Source organism: Paracoccus ravus (assembly GCF_004522175.1).
GTDB classification, from domain to species: Bacteria; Pseudomonadota; Alphaproteobacteria; order Rhodobacterales; family Rhodobacteraceae; genus Paracoccus; species Paracoccus ravus.
Genome location: NZ_SDEB01000033.1, coordinates 17,351 through 31,878, shown reverse-complemented (window position 1 = coordinate 31,878; position 14,528 = coordinate 17,351). Strand labels below are relative to the sequence as shown.

Annotated in this window: 14 protein-coding genes; 8 read left to right on the top strand and 6 right to left on the bottom strand. The window is 65.3% G+C overall.

Features of this window, described 5'->3' with window-relative positions; translation table 11 throughout:
• Window positions 1-349: 349 nt before the first annotated feature.
• The 5 genes from ESZ60_RS18325 to ESZ60_RS18305 all read right to left on the bottom strand — a co-directional run bounded on the left by ESZ60_RS18325 (window position 350) and on the right by ESZ60_RS18305 (window position 5,242).
• Window positions 350-943, bottom strand: a complete 594-nt coding sequence (locus ESZ60_RS18325) for a DJ-1/PfpI family protein (protein WP_134682153.1) — start codon at window positions 941-943, stop codon at window positions 350-352.
• A 64-nt stretch (window positions 944-1,007) separates the two neighbouring features.
• Entirely contained in the window at window positions 1,008-1,973 is a 966-nt protein-coding gene (locus ESZ60_RS18320; RefSeq protein WP_134682152.1) for a substrate-binding domain-containing protein, read from the bottom strand.
• 37 nt (window positions 1,974-2,010) lie between these two features.
• A complete protein-coding gene (locus tag ESZ60_RS18315) occupies window positions 2,011-3,006 on the bottom strand; it encodes an ABC transporter permease (protein ID WP_134682151.1) in 996 nt (331 codons plus the stop codon).
• Entirely contained in the window at window positions 3,003-4,559 is a 1,557-nt protein-coding gene (locus tag ESZ60_RS18310; RefSeq protein WP_134682150.1) for a sugar ABC transporter ATP-binding protein, read from the bottom strand. Before ESZ60_RS18310 ends, ESZ60_RS18315 begins: the two co-directional genes overlap by 4 nt.
• Window positions 4,556-5,242, bottom strand: a complete 687-nt coding sequence (locus tag ESZ60_RS18305; RefSeq protein ID WP_134682149.1) for a GntR family transcriptional regulator — start codon at window positions 5,240-5,242, stop codon at window positions 4,556-4,558. The genes ESZ60_RS18310 and ESZ60_RS18305 overlap by 4 nt, the downstream gene beginning before the upstream one ends.
• 109 nt (window positions 5,243-5,351) lie before the next feature.
• Here ESZ60_RS18305 and ESZ60_RS18300 point away from each other — a divergent pair, with 109 nt between their 5' ends.
• The 6 genes from ESZ60_RS18300 (at window position 5,352) to ESZ60_RS18275 (ending at window position 11,053) form a co-directional block, all read left to right on the top strand.
• On the top strand, window positions 5,352-6,356 hold the full coding sequence (locus tag ESZ60_RS18300; RefSeq protein ID WP_134682148.1) for an Ldh family oxidoreductase: 1,005 nt from the start codon (window positions 5,352-5,354) through the stop codon (window positions 6,354-6,356).
• Between the two features lie 21 nt (window positions 6,357-6,377).
• Complete coding sequence (locus ESZ60_RS18295; RefSeq protein ID WP_134682147.1) at window positions 6,378-7,583, top strand: iron-containing alcohol dehydrogenase; 1,206 nt, start codon at window positions 6,378-6,380, stop codon at window positions 7,581-7,583.
• A gap of 13 nt (window positions 7,584-7,596) precedes the next feature.
• Complete coding sequence (locus tag ESZ60_RS18290) at window positions 7,597-9,060, top strand: NAD-dependent succinate-semialdehyde dehydrogenase (RefSeq protein WP_134682146.1); 1,464 nt, start codon at window positions 7,597-7,599, stop codon at window positions 9,058-9,060.
• Window positions 9,061-9,078: 18 nt separating this feature from the next.
• Window positions 9,079-9,918: an alpha/beta hydrolase gene (locus ESZ60_RS18285; protein ID WP_134682145.1), complete on the top strand. Its 840-nt coding sequence runs from the start codon at window positions 9,079-9,081 to the stop codon at window positions 9,916-9,918.
• Window positions 9,919-10,616: 698 nt separating this feature from the next.
• On the top strand, window positions 10,617-10,766 hold the full coding sequence (locus ESZ60_RS21465) for a BrnT family toxin (protein ID WP_245155774.1): 150 nt from the start codon (window positions 10,617-10,619) through the stop codon (window positions 10,764-10,766).
• Window positions 10,763-11,053, top strand: a complete 291-nt coding sequence (locus tag ESZ60_RS18275) for a BrnA antitoxin family protein (RefSeq protein ID WP_134682144.1) — start codon at window positions 10,763-10,765, stop codon at window positions 11,051-11,053. The genes ESZ60_RS21465 and ESZ60_RS18275 overlap by 4 nt, the downstream gene beginning before the upstream one ends.
• A gap of 214 nt (window positions 11,054-11,267) precedes the next feature.
• Here the strand turns inward: ESZ60_RS18275 and ESZ60_RS18270 are convergent, their stop codons facing one another.
• Entirely contained in the window at window positions 11,268-12,275 is a 1,008-nt protein-coding gene (locus ESZ60_RS18270; protein ID WP_134682143.1) for a LacI family DNA-binding transcriptional regulator, read from the bottom strand.
• Between the two features lie 196 nt (window positions 12,276-12,471).
• Here ESZ60_RS18270 and ESZ60_RS18265 point away from each other — a divergent pair, with 196 nt between their 5' ends.
• On the top strand, window positions 12,472-13,557 hold the full coding sequence (locus ESZ60_RS18265; RefSeq protein ID WP_134682142.1) for a Gfo/Idh/MocA family protein: 1,086 nt from the start codon (window positions 12,472-12,474) through the stop codon (window positions 13,555-13,557).
• A gap of 18 nt (window positions 13,558-13,575) precedes the next feature.
• The gene (locus ESZ60_RS18260; protein WP_134682141.1) at window positions 13,576-14,490 is read left to right on the top strand and encodes a sugar phosphate isomerase/epimerase family protein; all 915 of its coding nucleotides are present in this window, start codon (window positions 13,576-13,578) and stop codon (window positions 14,488-14,490) included.
• The last annotated feature ends 38 nt before the right edge of the window (window positions 14,491-14,528 follow it).

The window sequence follows — 14,528 nt, the reverse complement described above, 5'->3', positions numbered from 1 at the left end:
GGTCACGTTCACTCATCATCACCCATCCCATGCCCGTTCTCCGACTCTGGCCCAGATGCTTCAGCCGGGAAACTGTGACATTCCTGAATTGCCAATGTGAGACATTTTAGCATTGCGGCTATAGTGTTCATGGTGGAAAAATCGACGCAAAGGCCGATAAACAGTCCGCCGCGATGCGGCTTGGCGCCCGCAGCGGAACCGGCAGAGCGGTCGAACAAGCAGATTGCGGCGAATTGGCCTCATCGGTGCACAGAAGGGCGGGAAGCGGGCTTTCGATGCGGGCGAAACGACCACAACCGGGAACGGAGGCCGCTTGTCGCCGCCTCCGTCGCTGTCCATATGGCCGGGATCAAGTGTGGCGGATTTCCGTTCCGAGCACCCTGAGGCACTCCCGCATGAAGGCGGCCAGCGCGGTCCAGCCCTTGGCCGAGACCATGTTGCCGTCAACGTAGGCCTCTTTCGGGTCGGCATCGTAGTAAGTGCCGCCGACCGCCACGACCTCGGGCGCGCAAGCTCCGAGCCCAGCGACAGTCCTGCCTTTCAACACCCCGGGCACCGCCATCAGGATTTGCACGCCGTGGCAGATGGTGAAGATCGGTTTTCCGGTATCGTGGAAATGCTTGACCATGGCCTGGATGCGTGGGTCGGTGCGGATGTATTCCGGGCCCCGGCCGCCGGCCGCGTAGACCGCATCGTAGCTGTCGAGCTCGGCTTCGGCTTCGGAAAAGGTCTTGTTGATCTCGGCGTTGTGGCCGGGCTTCTCGGTATAGGTCTGGTGGCCCTCGAAATCGTGGAGCGAGGTGGCGATCATATCGCCGGCCTTCTTGTCGGGACAGACCACGTGGACCGTGTGGCCGACGGCCTCCATGCCCTGCTGGTAGACGTAGATCTCGTATTCTTCTGTGAACTCACCGGTCAGCATGAGGATTTTCTTGCCGCTCATCTGGGTCTCCTGGGTCTTGGGGTGGACCGCCCGGCCCCTTGGGGGCCGTGCGGTGTAGGCATAATCAGAACGGGCTGTCCGGGAAGTAGAACTGGTCCGCATTCTCGGGCGTGATCAGCGGTGCGTCCAGCTTGAACGACCCGCGCATCGGCGCCTGTCCCGCGAACTGCGCCGCGGTCATGTGCATCGCCGAGGCGATCATCGACGGCGGGTAGGGGGTGGAGATCGGGGTCCGTTCGTCACCCGCCTTCACCATCTCGATCACCTGCTTCATGCCGTTGCCGCCGAGCATGTACTTGATGTCCTCGCGGCCGGCCTGGTCGACCGCCTCGATCACGCCGAGCAGCATGTCGTCGTCGTTGGCCCAGACGGCGTCGATGTTCGGGTACTTGCCGAGGTAGTCCTGCATCAGGGTGAAGGCCTCGTCCTGGTTCCAGTTGGCATACTGGATGTCGAGGATCTTGATGTCGGACTGGTCGATGACGTCCTGGAAGCCCTTGATGCGTTCGTCGTCGATCACGGTCGGGATGCCGCGCAACACGACGATCTCGCCCTCGCCGCCCAGCTTCTCGACCAGCCACTTGGCAGTGTTGGCGCCGACGGCGATGTTGTCACCCGCGACATAGAGATCCTGGATCGACGGGTCGGACAGCCCGCGGTCGACCACGGTGACGAAGGTCCCGTTCGCGGCGACCTGTTCCACCGGGCCGGTCAACTCTTCCGAGGTGAAGGGCAGGATCACCAAAGCGTCGAGCTCGCTGGTGGCCGAGAGGTCCTCGAGCGAGGCGACCTGCGCGGTGGCCGAGGACGCGGTCGAGACGATCACGTCGATGTTGGGGTAAGCGGCCTCGAGCTGCTTCTCGGCCTCCTGCGCGTGGTAGACCACGCCGCCGGTCCAGCCGTGGGTCGCGGCGGGGATCGACACCGCGATCGTGTATTCCTTGTCCTGGGCCTGAGCGGCCGCGCCGGTCAGCGCCCCCGTCACGACCGCGGCTGACAGAAGTGCCGCACCTTTCGTCCTGAGTTTCATGGTTCCCTCCTCCATTGGGTCAGTTTGTGCCCCGCGTTCAGCGGGAGCTTGTGAAGCGGTGCGCCAACATGGCGATAATGATGATTGCCCCCTGGACCGCGGCGACGAGGTATTCCGACACCATGTCCGACAGGACCATGACGTTGGCGATGACCTCGAGAATGAGTGCCCCGGCGACGGTGCCCCAGATATGCGCCTTGCCGCCGCGCAGAAGCGTGCCGCCGATGACGACGGCGGTGATGACCTGCAATTCCCAGAGCTGGCCGGTGGTCGGTGTCGCGGCGCCGAGCCGCGGCACGTAGCAGATCGCGGCCACGGCGACGCAGAAGCCCTGGATCACGAAAGCCATGGTCCGCACCCGGCCGACATGCACGCCCGAGAACCGGGCGACGTCGGCGTTCGATCCCACGGCGGTGACCCGGCGGCCGTATTTCGTCCGGTAAAGGATGAAGGCGCCGAGCAGCGCGATGAACAGCGTGATGATCACCGGGTAGGGCACGCCGAGGACGTCGCCGAAATAGACCGGCCGGTAGGCGTTGCGCAGGCTCCGGTCGATCGAGAGCGAGCCACCGTCGGTCATGTATGTGATGAGCGCCCGGAAGATGCCCATGGTGCCAAGCGTGACGATGAAGGGCTCTATGCGTCCCACCGTGATGATCAACCCGTTCATCAGCCCACAGAGCGAGCCCACCACCAGCGCGACAACCGCACCGATCGGGATTGCCCAGGGCCCGAACGAGGGCGCCAGTGCGTTCATGGCCATGACCATGATGCCAACGACGAAGGCCAACATCGACCCGATCGAGAGGTCGAGGCCCCCGGTGGCGATGACGAAGGTAGTACCGACGCCGATGATCGCGATGAAGGCGCTCCGGGTAATCACGTTCAGCATGTTGTTCGCCGACATGAAGTTGGAGTTGATCATCGTGCCCAGCAGGATGATAACCCCCAGGGCGATGAATGGGGCGAGGTCGCCCCAGCGGATCTTGAAGCCTTCGCTCTCGGGTCGCGTTGCGATCTCGGCGCTGCTCATGCGCGTTTCCTCCCCTCGGTGTCCTTGCCGCTGCTCGCGGCGGCGTAGACGACGTTCTGCTCGGTGATGTCATTGCCCGTCAGCTCGGCGACGAAGCGCCCGCCGCGCATCACCAATACGCGGTCGGACAGGCCGACGAGTTCTGGCAGTTCCGACGAAATCACGACGCAGGCCTTCCCGGTCCGGACGAGATCGTCGATGAAGCGGTAGATCTGGCTCTTGTTGCCGATGTCGATGCCGCGCGTTGGCTCGTCGATGATCACGACCGACGGGTCGGCCTGCATCACCTTGGCCAGCAGCAGCTTCTGCTGGTTGCCGCCGGATAGCTGCCCGGCCTCGATCGAAAGCGTGCGGACGCGGATGTCGTACTCCTGCACCGCCGCCTTGACGACCGCGTTCTCCTTTTTCCGATCGAGGCGGAGGCGCGGATTGATCATGTCCATCGCCTGAAGGATCAGGTTCGGCCCGAGCCCTTCGTTCAGCAGGAGACCTTTTCCCTTGCGGTCTTCGGTCAGGTAGACGAGGCCGGCGGCCATCAGCGCCGTCACATCGTGTTTCGTTACCGCCGAGCCGCCCAGCCGGATCGCGCCGGCCTGCGACGGGCGCAGGCCCATGAGCCCCTCGATCAGCTCGGTCCGACCCGCGCCGATCATGCCGCCGATGCCCAGCACCTCGCCGGGGCGCACGCTGAAAGAGCCGGTGATCTTGCCATGGTCGACCGACAGATCCTCGACCACGAGAACGGGTTCGACGGTCGTCGGGTCGCGTTTCGGCGGGTAGAGCATGGACAGCTCGCGCCCTACCATCAGCTCCGCCATCTGGCGCTGGTCGAGGGTCTCGGCCGGCCAGGTGCCGATCATCTTACCGTCGCGCAGGACGGTGACGCGGTCGGCCAGCGCCTCGACCTCTTCCAGCCGGTGCGAGATGTAGAGCACGGCCACCCCCTGCGCGCGCAGGTTCCGGACGATGTCGAGCAGGGCGTCGACCTCGTCATTGGCGAGCATCGCGGTCGGTTCGTCGAGGATGATCACCTTGCGGTCGTCGAGCAGGGCGCGGGCGATCTGCACCAACTGGCGCTGCGCCAACGGCAACTCGCCCACCACGGTCCAGGGCCGTGCGGTCGAGCCGACCCGCGCCAGAACCTCGGCAGTGCGCCGGTTCATCCGCTTGTCGTCCACCGCGAAGAAGCGGGAGAGTTCGCGACCAAGGAAGAGATTCTGCGCCACGGTCAGGTCGGGGGCGAGCAGGATCTCCTGATGCACCAGCACGATCCCGGCATCCTCGGCCTGGACGGCATCGGCGAAGGCGACGGGCTGACCGGCCATCGCCATCGTGCCGCCGGTCGGTTCGGCATGGCCCGAGAGAAGTTTCATCAGGGTCGACTTGCCGGCCCCGTTCTCGCCGATGATCGCGTGGACCTCCCCCGCGCGGATGTCGAGCGTCACGTCGCTGAGGACAGTGATAGGACCATAGGCCTTCGACAGCGCCTCGGCGTGAAGCACCGGCTCGGGAGGCATCGTCCGCCCCGCGGCATCGGTCGCGGCCAGTTTCATTCGAAGGCTGCCGCGAGCCGGTCGCGGGACCGTTCAATGTGCTTGTGCATCGCATCATGGGCCCCGCCCGCATCGCCCGCACGGAATGCGGCGAGCAGACGCTCATGCTCTTCGAGAGCCTCCTGGGTGACGCGGCTGTGGAACATCAGGCGGAAGATGTGCAGGTGGATGTGTTGGTCGTTGAGCGCCTGCCGCACGAATTCGTTGTCCGCGACCTTCAGGATCTCGTCGTGGAAATGCGCGTCGGCCCGGGCGAAGCGCGAGTAGCGGCTGTTGCGGCCGACGGCAGGCTCGCCCTTCTCCATGTCCGCCGCGGCCGCCTCGATACGTGCGAGCGACTCGGTCGTCAGCTTGAGGCAGGCCTGGCGGGCGCTCTCAGGCTCCAGCATCAGCCGGAACTTGTAGAGGTCGTCGAACTCCTTGTGCGTGAGCTGCGGTGAGGCGGAGTAGCCGATCAGGTGCGCCTTGCGGACCAGGCCCTCGCGCTCGAGCCGGGTGAGGGCTTCGCGCACCGGTGTCTGTGACACGTTCAGCTCGCGCGCCAGCCCGTCGATGGGGATTCGGGCGCCGGGCGGGATCTCGAGCGACATGATCCGCTCGTAGATGCGCTGATGAACGCTTTCGGCAATGCTCGAAGGCCGCACGAACCCACCTTTCTGGTCGCGATCCGTCGATACAGTCATGCGTTTCTCCCGCGGTTCAGCATTCTTGACAAGGCCGACCCTAGCACTGATAGGATGTCGTATGTCAAATACAATATCATATAGGATCTGATCGCGGGAGGGTTGGCGCTTGCTAGTTTCGGCCGGACATCTTCGGGAGATCGCGGAAAACGCCCTTGTTTCACAGGGGGTTGCGGAGGCCCATGCGCGGCTCCAAGCGGATCTTCTGATCGAGGCCGAGTTGAGAGGATTGCCCTCTCATGGGCTCCAGAGGCTGCCACGACTCGTTGCTCGGCTGCGGGCCGGGCTGGCCGCCCCCGTCGCCAACGGCGTGATCCGCGAACGCCGACCGGCGGTTTTCACGGTGGATGGCGAAAGAGGCCTCGGCCCGGTCGTGATGATGCATGCGCTGGAACAACTGGCCCCGCGCGTGCCCGGTCATGGCATAGCCTTCGCCGCGATCCGCAACGCCAACCATATCGGGATGCTGGCGTACTATGCCGAGGCCGCCGCCGCGCGGAACCTGATCGGCATCGTGCTGACCACCAGCGAGGCGCTGGTCCATCCCTACGGCGGAACCCAAGCGATGCTGGGCACGAACCCGATCGCCATCGGCATCCCGACCAAGGCCGAGCCCTTCATCCTCGACCTCGCGACCAGCCAGGTCTCGATGGGCAAGATCCATCACCATGCGCTGACCGGCTCCCCGATCCCGGAGGATTGGGCGGTCGATGCCGAGGGGCGACGCACCGCCGATCCCGAGGCGGCGAAGTCCGGAGCCATCGCGCCATTCGGAGCGGCGAAGGGCTACGGCCTCGGCCTCGGCGTCGAGTTGCTGGTGGCCGCTCTGGCCGGTTCGGCCTTCGCGCCCGAGGTGAGTGGCACGCTCGACGCGACCGAGGTGGCGAACAAGGGCGACGTCCTCATCCTGATTGACCCCGCCGCGGGGGAGGGCAGCGCCGCCGGGTTGGCTGACTACCTCGACCGGCTGCGCGCCTCGCGGCCCGCTGATCCGGACCGCCCGGTGGCCGTGCCTGGCGACGGCATGCGGGCACGACGGGCGCGGGCGCTCTGCGACGGAATCGAGCTGCCCGACGCGCTGCACAAGGAAATAGACGCCCTCGCTGAGGGCTGAGATCACATGACAGGAGAGAAGATGACCCTATTCGGCACGATCAGAGCCCCGCGAGAATTGATCTTCGGCAGCGGCCAGCGCGCGGCCCTCGGCAAGGTCGCGGCCACGCTTGGCAAGCGGGCACTGGTGGTGACCGATGCGCGGCTGGCCGGGGACGCGGACTTCCGAGCCATGGTCGCGCAGGTCGAGGCCGCGGGGCTGTCGGTCAGGGTGGATGGCTCGACCCTGCCGGACGTGCCGGTCGAGACCGCCGTCGCCAGCGCCTTGGCCGCACGGGACTTCGCGCCCGATCTGGTCATAGGGGTCGGCGGAGGCTCCTGCCTCGACATGGCGAAATGCGTGGCGGTCCTGCTGACCCATGGCGGCACGCCGCAGAATTACTACGGCGAGTTCATGGTGCCCGGCCCGGTCATGCCGCTGATCGCGGTGCCGACGACCGCCGGAACCGGGTCCGAGGCGACGCCGGTCGCGGTGCTATCGGACAGCGAACGCCAGTTGAAGGTCGGCATCTCCTCGCCCCACATCATTCCCACCGTCTCGATCTGCGATCCCGACCTGACGCTGACCTGCCCGGCCTCGCTCACCGCGATCGCTGGCGCCGACGCGCTGACCCACGCCATCGAGGCCTTCACCGCGATCCGCCGCGCACCGACCCCCGGGCTGGCGCAGGAGCGGGTCTTCGTGGGCAAGAACGCCACCTCGGATCATTTCGCCCTGAGCGCCATCGGCCTCCTCTGGGAGGGGCTTGAGGCGGCCTGCACCGACGGCGGCAACGCCGAGGCCCGGGCCAAGGTCATGCTGGGGGCCACCATGGCCGGCCTCGCCTTCGGGGTGGCCGGCACCGCCGCCGCCCATGCGATCCAGTATCCCGCCGGCGCCCTGACCCATACCGCGCACGGGGCCGGGGTGGCGTGCCTGATGCCCTACGTCATGGCCTGGAACGCGCCCGAGATCGGGCCCGAGCTGGACCGGATCGCCGGGGCCGTCGGCCTGAAATCCGGTGCCGAGGTCATCCCGGCCATCGCCGCACTCTTCGGCCGGATCGGCATACCCCGCACGCTCCGCGACCTCGGGCTGGCCGAGGACAAGCTCGACTGGGTGGCCGAGCAATCCTGCGGCATCGCCCGGCTGATCCAGAACAACCCGCGCCCGCTGCCGCTCGAAGACATGCGGCGACTGGTCGGCGCGGCTTTCCACGGCGAACTCGCCGTACTCGAAACGAACTGAGGGAGACATTGCAATGACACTCGACACCGCCATCACCGGCTACGCGGACCCCTCGCTGCACGCCGAAGGTCTGTATATCGGCGGAAAGTGGGAGGCCGGGACAGGCATTCCCGTGACCGACCCTTCGACCGGCAACACGCTGGCCGAGGTGCCCGACGCCTCGATCGATGATGCGATGCGGGCAGTGGACGCCGCCGAAGCCGCCGCTGCAGACTGGCGCCGCACTCCGCCCCGCCAGCGATCCGAGATCCTGCGCCGCTGGTTCACCTTGATGAGCGAGCACGCCGAGGAACTGGCTCTGCTCATCAGCCTCGAGAACGGCAAAGCGCTGGCCGACGCGCGCGGCGAGGTGGCCTACGCCGCCGAGTTCTTCCGCTGGTACGCCGAGGAGGCGACCCGGATCGGCGGCGAATTCCGCCGCACGCCTTCGGGTGCGCACAACATCCTGGTGGATCACGAACCGATCGGGATCGCCTTGCTCATCACCCCGTGGAACTTCCCGGCCGCGATGGCCACCCGCAAGATCGGCCCGGCGCTGGCCGCGGGCTGCACCGTGATCCTCAAGCCCGCCTCGGAAACCCCGCTGACCGCCTATGCCATGGCGCGGCTCGGCGCCGAGGCCGGGGTGCCTCCGGGCGTGGTGAACGTGGTGACAACCTCGAACCCCGGACCTGTCACGGCGGCGATGCTGGCCGATCCGCGGGTGCGGAAGCTTTCCTTCACCGGCTCTACCGGCGTCGGGCGCCTCCTGCTGGCCGAGGCCGCGAAATCCGTGGTGAACTGCTCGATGGAGCTGGGCGGCAACGCGCCCTTCATGGTCTTCGACGATGCCGACCTTTCCGCCGCGCTCGACGGCGCGATGGTCGCCAAGATGCGCAACGGCGGCGAGGCCTGCACGGCGGCGAACCGGTTCTACGTGCAGGCGGGCATCCACGATGCTTTCGTCGAAGGGCTGACGCAGCGCATGGCCGCGCTGAAGCTGGGAGCCGGGTATGAACCCGAAACCCAATGCGGGCCGATGATCACCAAGAAGGCCGTGGAAAAGATCGACCGGCTGGTGTCCGAGGCGAAGGAGCGCGGCGCACGGGCCACCACCGGCGGCGCGCCGGTGGATGGCAGCGGCTACTACTACCCGCCGACCGTACTTGAGAACGTGCCGACCGACGCGGCCCTCGCGCACGAGGAGATCTTCGGCCCCGTCGCCGCCATCTACCGCTTCGAGACCGAGGAAGAGGCGATCCGCCTCGCGAACGACACCGAGTACGGGCTTGCAGCCTATGTCTATTCGCGGGACATCATGCGGGCGATGCGCGTCGGTCGAGGAATCGAGACCGGCATGGTCGGCATCAACCGCGGGCTGATGTCGGACCCGGCCGCCCCCTTCGGCGGCGCGAAACAGAGCGGGCTGGGACGCGAGGGCGGTGTCACCGGCATCCTCGAATTCATGGAGCCCAAATACTTCGCCGTCGAGTTCTGACGGCGGGAAAGGACGACGATGGCCGAGCGCGACCTTTACCGCAACCGGGACTTCATCCCCGATTTCGACGCGATCATGAAAGAGACGGAGGCGCGGAGCCGCGCCTTCGCCGACACTGTGCGCGTCGAGCGGAACGTGAAATACGGCCCGACCGAGCGGCAGAGCTTCGACCTCGTCTTTCCGCCCGACCCGACCCCCGGCGCGCCGCTGCACATGTTCATCCACGGCGGCTACTGGCGGGCGGGCAGCAAGGAGGCCCATACCCTCGTCGCGGCCCCGGTGATCGCGGCGGGCGGGATCGCTGTGCTGGTGAGCTATGACCTGATGCCCGGCACCCGTCTGGCCGAGATCGTCGCGCAGGTCCGCAGCGCCGCCCGGCACCTCGTCGAAATGGCGCCCGGGATCGGCGCCGACCCGGCGCGCTTCACCGTAAGCGGCCATTCCGCGGGGGCGCATCTCGCCTCGCTGCTCGCCTCCGAGGCACCGGGCGACGCGGGCCTGCCGGACTTTCCGCCCCTGCGCGGTATGTTGCTGGTCAGCGGAATCTACGATCTCTCGGGGATTCCCGGGTCTTTCCTGAAGGACGAGGCCAGGATGACCGACCATGAGGCCAGAAACTGGTCACCGTTGCTCGCGCGGCACCTGGCGGGCCCGCAACGGATCATCACCCGCGGCGAAGCAGAGACCGCCCCGTTCCAGAACCAGGCCATTGCCCTGAACGCGACGCTCGACCGGGAGGGGCAGGCGACGGAACTGCGGATTGAACCCAACCGGAACCACCTCTCGATCGTCTTCGACCTCGCCGATCCGGGCGCGCCACTCGGCCGTCGGTTGCAAGGTCTTGTCCAAGCGTCCTGAAGGGCTGACGTCCGTGCCTGCGCCCGAAGCAGCCTTTCACCGTGCCGTGGAGAGGCGACCGGAAAGGGCCGCGCCGACCGGAATAGCGCCTTCCGGCTAGCTGTCCTACAGGTCTATGCCCTCAGAGAGCGTAAGCGCATCGTCAATGCCGATACGGAGGTATCGAACCGTGCTGTCCATCTTGATATGGCCGAGCAAAAGCTGGACCGCTCGCAAGTTGCCTGTCCTCTTGTAGCTCTGGCCACCTTCGTGCGTCGCATCGAATGCGTCCCATAGGCGCTTGGCTCCAGCCCGATCGACCGGACCCAGCTTCGCAAGATGCGCGCATATTGCCTCGTCGAGAGATGCATGCTGGCGTGCAGGCGGCTGGGCCACATATACTCCTGTCCGATCATCTTGGGATCTGCGACCCAGTGTTCGAATGAGCTTCGCGTTGTCTCCGCGATCTCGGACCGGACCGGCTTCCCGGTCTTGCCTTGATTGACCGAGGTGCGCTCTTTCGCCCTGCCCGCCGCGAACACATCCCATCTCGAATGAAATATCTGGCACGCTCCCCTCGATCCATTGACGGCTAAAGGTTTTCGTACATACATAAAGCAATGCTGATGATCGTTTGGGATGAACCAAAGCGGTAGATCAACCTTGCCAAGCATGGGTTGGACTTTGCCGACTTGAACGAAGAATTCTTCCTGTCGTCCATGGTAGTTCCAGGCAAGGCAGGACGGCATATGGCAATTGGCCGGCTTTCCGATGGCACGATCGCAGTCGTCTTTGCCACGTTGGGAAGCGAGGGGGTCTCGGTGATCTCGATGCGCCCGGCAAGCAAAAAGGAAAGGAGCCTGCTATGACGAAAAAGCACCTGGCCGAAGAGCAGATCCAGCGCATGATCGCGAGTGATCCTGACGCGCCGGAAGCCACGGACGACCAAATTGCCCGAGCGAAGCCTTTTCAGGAGGTTTTCCCCGAATTGGCAAGCAACCTGCGCAAGAATCTCGGCGGTCGTCCAAGGTCCGAAAATCCCAAGGTGGCCGTATCTCTTCGCCTCGATCAGGAGGTGGTGGCGCGCTTCAAGGCACAAGGCCCAGGTTGGCAGAGCAGAATGAACCAAGCGCTAAGGTCAGCAGCCGGACTCTGATGGCTGCGAAGCTTTCGCTGCACAACGTTTGACGGGTAGAGCCGTGCTCTTCGAATACATCGCCATCTTCCAAAACCGCCGCCGCCGACGCCGCCGCTGACACTCGCGTATCGGCTATCGCACTCCCGAACAAGCAAGGATCGCAATAGCCGCATCGTGAAGTTCGGCCCCGTCCAGGAACACGGGGCAAGGTCACCAAGTCATGGGCCCTTTTTCAGTTGATCGGGATATTCTCTCGGAACACGACCTGCAGTCGCGGAGGATATTCCTGCTCGCTCGTGCCGCGCACCGCCGAGACCAGCAGCCTGATGACCTCGCGCGCCTGAACGCGATGGTTCTGGTCGATCACCGCGTCCATCGTGCGGTCCAGCAGAAGCAGGCGGGTCGCATCCGTCAGGTCATGCCCGATGAAGACAATGCGCTGGCTCAGCTGCGCTTCGCGCAGGGCACGGGCAACTCCCTGGTTGCCCGAGCCGATATTGTAGATGCCGTCCACCTGCCCCATCGACAGGATGCGGCGCATTTCGTCATGGGCATGCTCGCGGTCGTCGCCAACCTCGGCATATCCGGCGATCCTCAGGTCGGGAAACTCGTCGGCGAGGATCGAGCGGAAACCCATCTCGCGCTCTTCATGCCCGCGATAGGCCCGCGAGCCCACGAACAGCGCGATGTTGTGCACCTTCGCGGGACCAAGCAGGCGCCCCAGCAGCAGGCCCGCCAGCCGTCCGGCCGCGCGATTGTCTACCCCGACGTAACCGATCTTGTCGACGCCGGGGATGTCCGAGACCAGCGTCGCGACCCGGACTCCGGCACGGGCAAGGGTGTTCAGCTCCTCGCGGATCTCGGGGCGGTCGGGGACGACCACGCCGACGCCATCGGTCTGGCCGTGCAACTCGGCAAGGCGCAGGCCGATGCGGCCGTTGCCCCAGTCCTCTATGTCGTGGATCCGCAGCTGGACGTCCTGATGTCGTGCGGCCTCGTCGATCAACTGGCTGCGCAGGTTGCGCATGAAGCTGTTGCTGCCGCCGGGAAGCACGAAATCCAGGCGCACCCTCTGCGCCTCCAGCGACTCGGCGGGGCCGAAATAGCCCAGTTCCCGCGCCACGTTCAGGACGATTTCGCGCGTCCGCTCGCGCACGCCACTGCGCCCGTTCAGCACCCGGTCCACCGTGGCCGGAGAGACCCCGGCCCTTTCGGCAATTTCGATGATCGTGGTGCGCATTTGGGTCCCGGACGGCGGAGATAGGCAACAGAAAAAACCTCATCTTCATCATCACGCAAGTCTGAAATTGGGCGCTTACTGCCGAAATGACGCGAAATGATGTTAAATGATGGGAATAGATGATTGCTGATGACGTTTTTTGCATGCCAGTCTTTCGGCAAGCTGCGGGCAGGAGGAGGCCCGTCGGAGGAGGAACATGACAGCCCAAGATCTGACTGCGGATCCCGCGATCCGCTGCCGCGACTATCGTATCGGCGCCATCGGCGCGGGCATGATCATGGCGGAGTGCCATCTCGAAGCCTATCGCCTTGCAGGGTTTCCCGTCGGCGCCATTGCCTCGCGAAGTCGAGGCAAGGCCGAAGCGGTCGCCGACCGCTACGGCATCGAAACCGTCCATGACACGCCCGAGGCGTTGATCGAGGACACGGCTCTCGACATCATCGACATCGCCTATCCGCCGCATCTGCAGCCCGACCTGATCCGTTACGCCCTGAAGCAGCCGCATATCAAGGGCATCCTTGCGCAGAAGCCGCTGGCCTTGTCGCTCGAGGAGGCGCGCGCCCTGCGCGACGAGGCCCGGGCCGCCGGCAAGATCCTGTCCGTCAACCAGAACATGCGCTACGACCAGTCGATGCGCGTGCTCAAGCAGCTTCTGGATCGCGGCGCGCTCGGCGAGCCGGTCTTTGCCCAGATCGACATGCACGCGATCCCGCATTGGCAGGGCTTCCTGCAAGGCTACGACCGCCTGACGCTCTCGAACATGAGCGTCCATCACCTCGACGCGCTGCGTTTCCTGTTCGGCGATCCCAGCGAGGTCACGACCGTCACCCGAAGCGATCCGCGCACCGAATTCGCGCATCAGGACGGGATCGTCTCGACCATGCTGCGTTTCCCCTCGGGGCTCTTGGCGCTGTCGCTCGAGGATGTCTGGTCCGGTCCGCGCGCCGAGGGCTATTCCGATGACCAGCACATCACCTGGCGCGTCGAGGGCACCGAGGGCGTCGCCAAGGGCACGATCGGCTGGCCTGTCGGCGCGCCCTCGACCCTGACCTATGCCTCGCGCAAGGAAACCGGCGGCGCATGGGTCAGCCCGGAATGGAACACGATGTGGTTCCCCCATGCCTTCATCGGCGTGATGGAGCAGTTGCAATGGGCCATCCATAGCGGCGAGGCCCCGGCATTGTCGGTCGCCGACAATGTGCGGACCATGGCGCTGGTCGAGGCGGCCTATCGCTCGATCGACGAGGGCAGGACCGTCGCCCACGACATTTCTCAGGACTGAATCGGGAGGAAACCAGTCATGATGCAATCCGGGATCTTCACGGGGTATTTCCCCTATGATCTGAAGACCACGGCGCAGAAGATCCGCGCCCATGATTTCAACACGGTCCAGTTGGACCTGCATTTCAGCGATATCGACGTCTCTAACGGTCAGGTCACGCCCGAGAAATGCCGCACCATCCGCGACACGTTCCGCGACCACCACCTGCCGGTCTGCTGCATCTCGGCCTATACCAATATCGTCCATCCCGATGCGGCGACCCGCAAGCTGCGTCTGGACCGGCTCAAGGAAATCCTTGCCCATGCACAATATCTGGGCTCGCCCTATGTGATCTCGGAAACCGGGACGTTCGATACCACCAGCGACTGGGTGCACCATCCCCGGAACAAGACCGAGGAGGGCTGGGACGACTGCCGCGCGGTCATCACCGATCTCGCGAAATTCGCCTGGGATCACGGCGCGGTCTTCCTGCTGGAAACCTATGTGAACAATGTCGTGGGGTCCGTCGAGGAGACCCTGCGCATGTTCGCCGAGGTGGACCATCCCGGCCTTGGCCTCTTGATGGACCCGACCAATTACTTCGAGGCCCATAATATCGGCCAGATGGACAAGACGCTGAACCACGTCTTCGACGCGCTGTCGGACAAGATCAAGATTGCTCATGCCAAGGACGTGAAGCGCTCGGGCGATGACAAGTCGGAAAAGCACTCGGATATCGGGGATGCCTCGGCGGCCGAAAGCCACACCTTCCGCGGCGTAGGCGAGATCGAGCTGCCCGCGCCGGGTCTGGGTGAGCTGAACTACGACCTGTATCTCAAGCGGCTGGCGCAGAAGCATCCGAACATCCCGATGATCATAGAGCATCTGGACGAATCCGACGTGGCCCGCGCAAAGGCCTTCCTTGACGGCAAGCTGCGCGCGAACGGCTGCTGATCCGTCGCGGCAGGGCGGATCCTTCCCCCGCCCTGCCC

Excerpts from the sequence above, each read along its gene's own strand:
- ESZ60_RS18325 (WP_134682153.1), bottom strand. The coding sequence starts at position 943 with ATGAGCGGCAAGAAAATCCTCATGCTGACCGGTGAGTTCACAGAAGAA.
- ESZ60_RS18320 (WP_134682152.1), bottom strand. The coding sequence starts at position 1,973 with ATGAAACTCAGGACGAAAGGTGCGGCACTTCTGTCAGCCGCGGTCGTG.
- ESZ60_RS18315 (WP_134682151.1), bottom strand. The coding sequence starts at position 3,006 with ATGAGCAGCGCCGAGATCGCAACGCGACCCGAGAGCGAAGGCTTCAAG.
- ESZ60_RS18310 (WP_134682150.1), bottom strand. The coding sequence starts at position 4,559 with ATGAAACTGGCCGCGACCGATGCCGCGGGGCGGACGATGCCTCCCGAG.
- ESZ60_RS18305 (WP_134682149.1), bottom strand. The coding sequence starts at position 5,242 with ATGACTGTATCGACGGATCGCGACCAGAAAGGTGGGTTCGTGCGGCCT.
- ESZ60_RS18295 (WP_134682147.1), top strand. The coding sequence starts at position 6,378 with ATGACCCTATTCGGCACGATCAGAGCCCCGCGAGAATTGATCTTCGGC.
- ESZ60_RS18290 (WP_134682146.1), top strand. The coding sequence starts at position 7,597 with ATGACACTCGACACCGCCATCACCGGCTACGCGGACCCCTCGCTGCAC.
- ESZ60_RS18285 (WP_134682145.1), top strand. The coding sequence starts at position 9,079 with ATGGCCGAGCGCGACCTTTACCGCAACCGGGACTTCATCCCCGATTTC.
- ESZ60_RS21465 (WP_245155774.1), top strand. The coding sequence starts at position 10,617 with ATGGTAGTTCCAGGCAAGGCAGGACGGCATATGGCAATTGGCCGGCTT.
- ESZ60_RS18275 (WP_134682144.1), top strand. The coding sequence starts at position 10,763 with ATGACGAAAAAGCACCTGGCCGAAGAGCAGATCCAGCGCATGATCGCG.
- ESZ60_RS18270 (WP_134682143.1), bottom strand. The coding sequence starts at position 12,275 with ATGCGCACCACGATCATCGAAATTGCCGAAAGGGCCGGGGTCTCTCCG.
- ESZ60_RS18265 (WP_134682142.1), top strand. The coding sequence starts at position 12,472 with ATGACAGCCCAAGATCTGACTGCGGATCCCGCGATCCGCTGCCGCGAC.
- ESZ60_RS18260 (WP_134682141.1), top strand. The coding sequence starts at position 13,576 with ATGATGCAATCCGGGATCTTCACGGGGTATTTCCCCTATGATCTGAAG.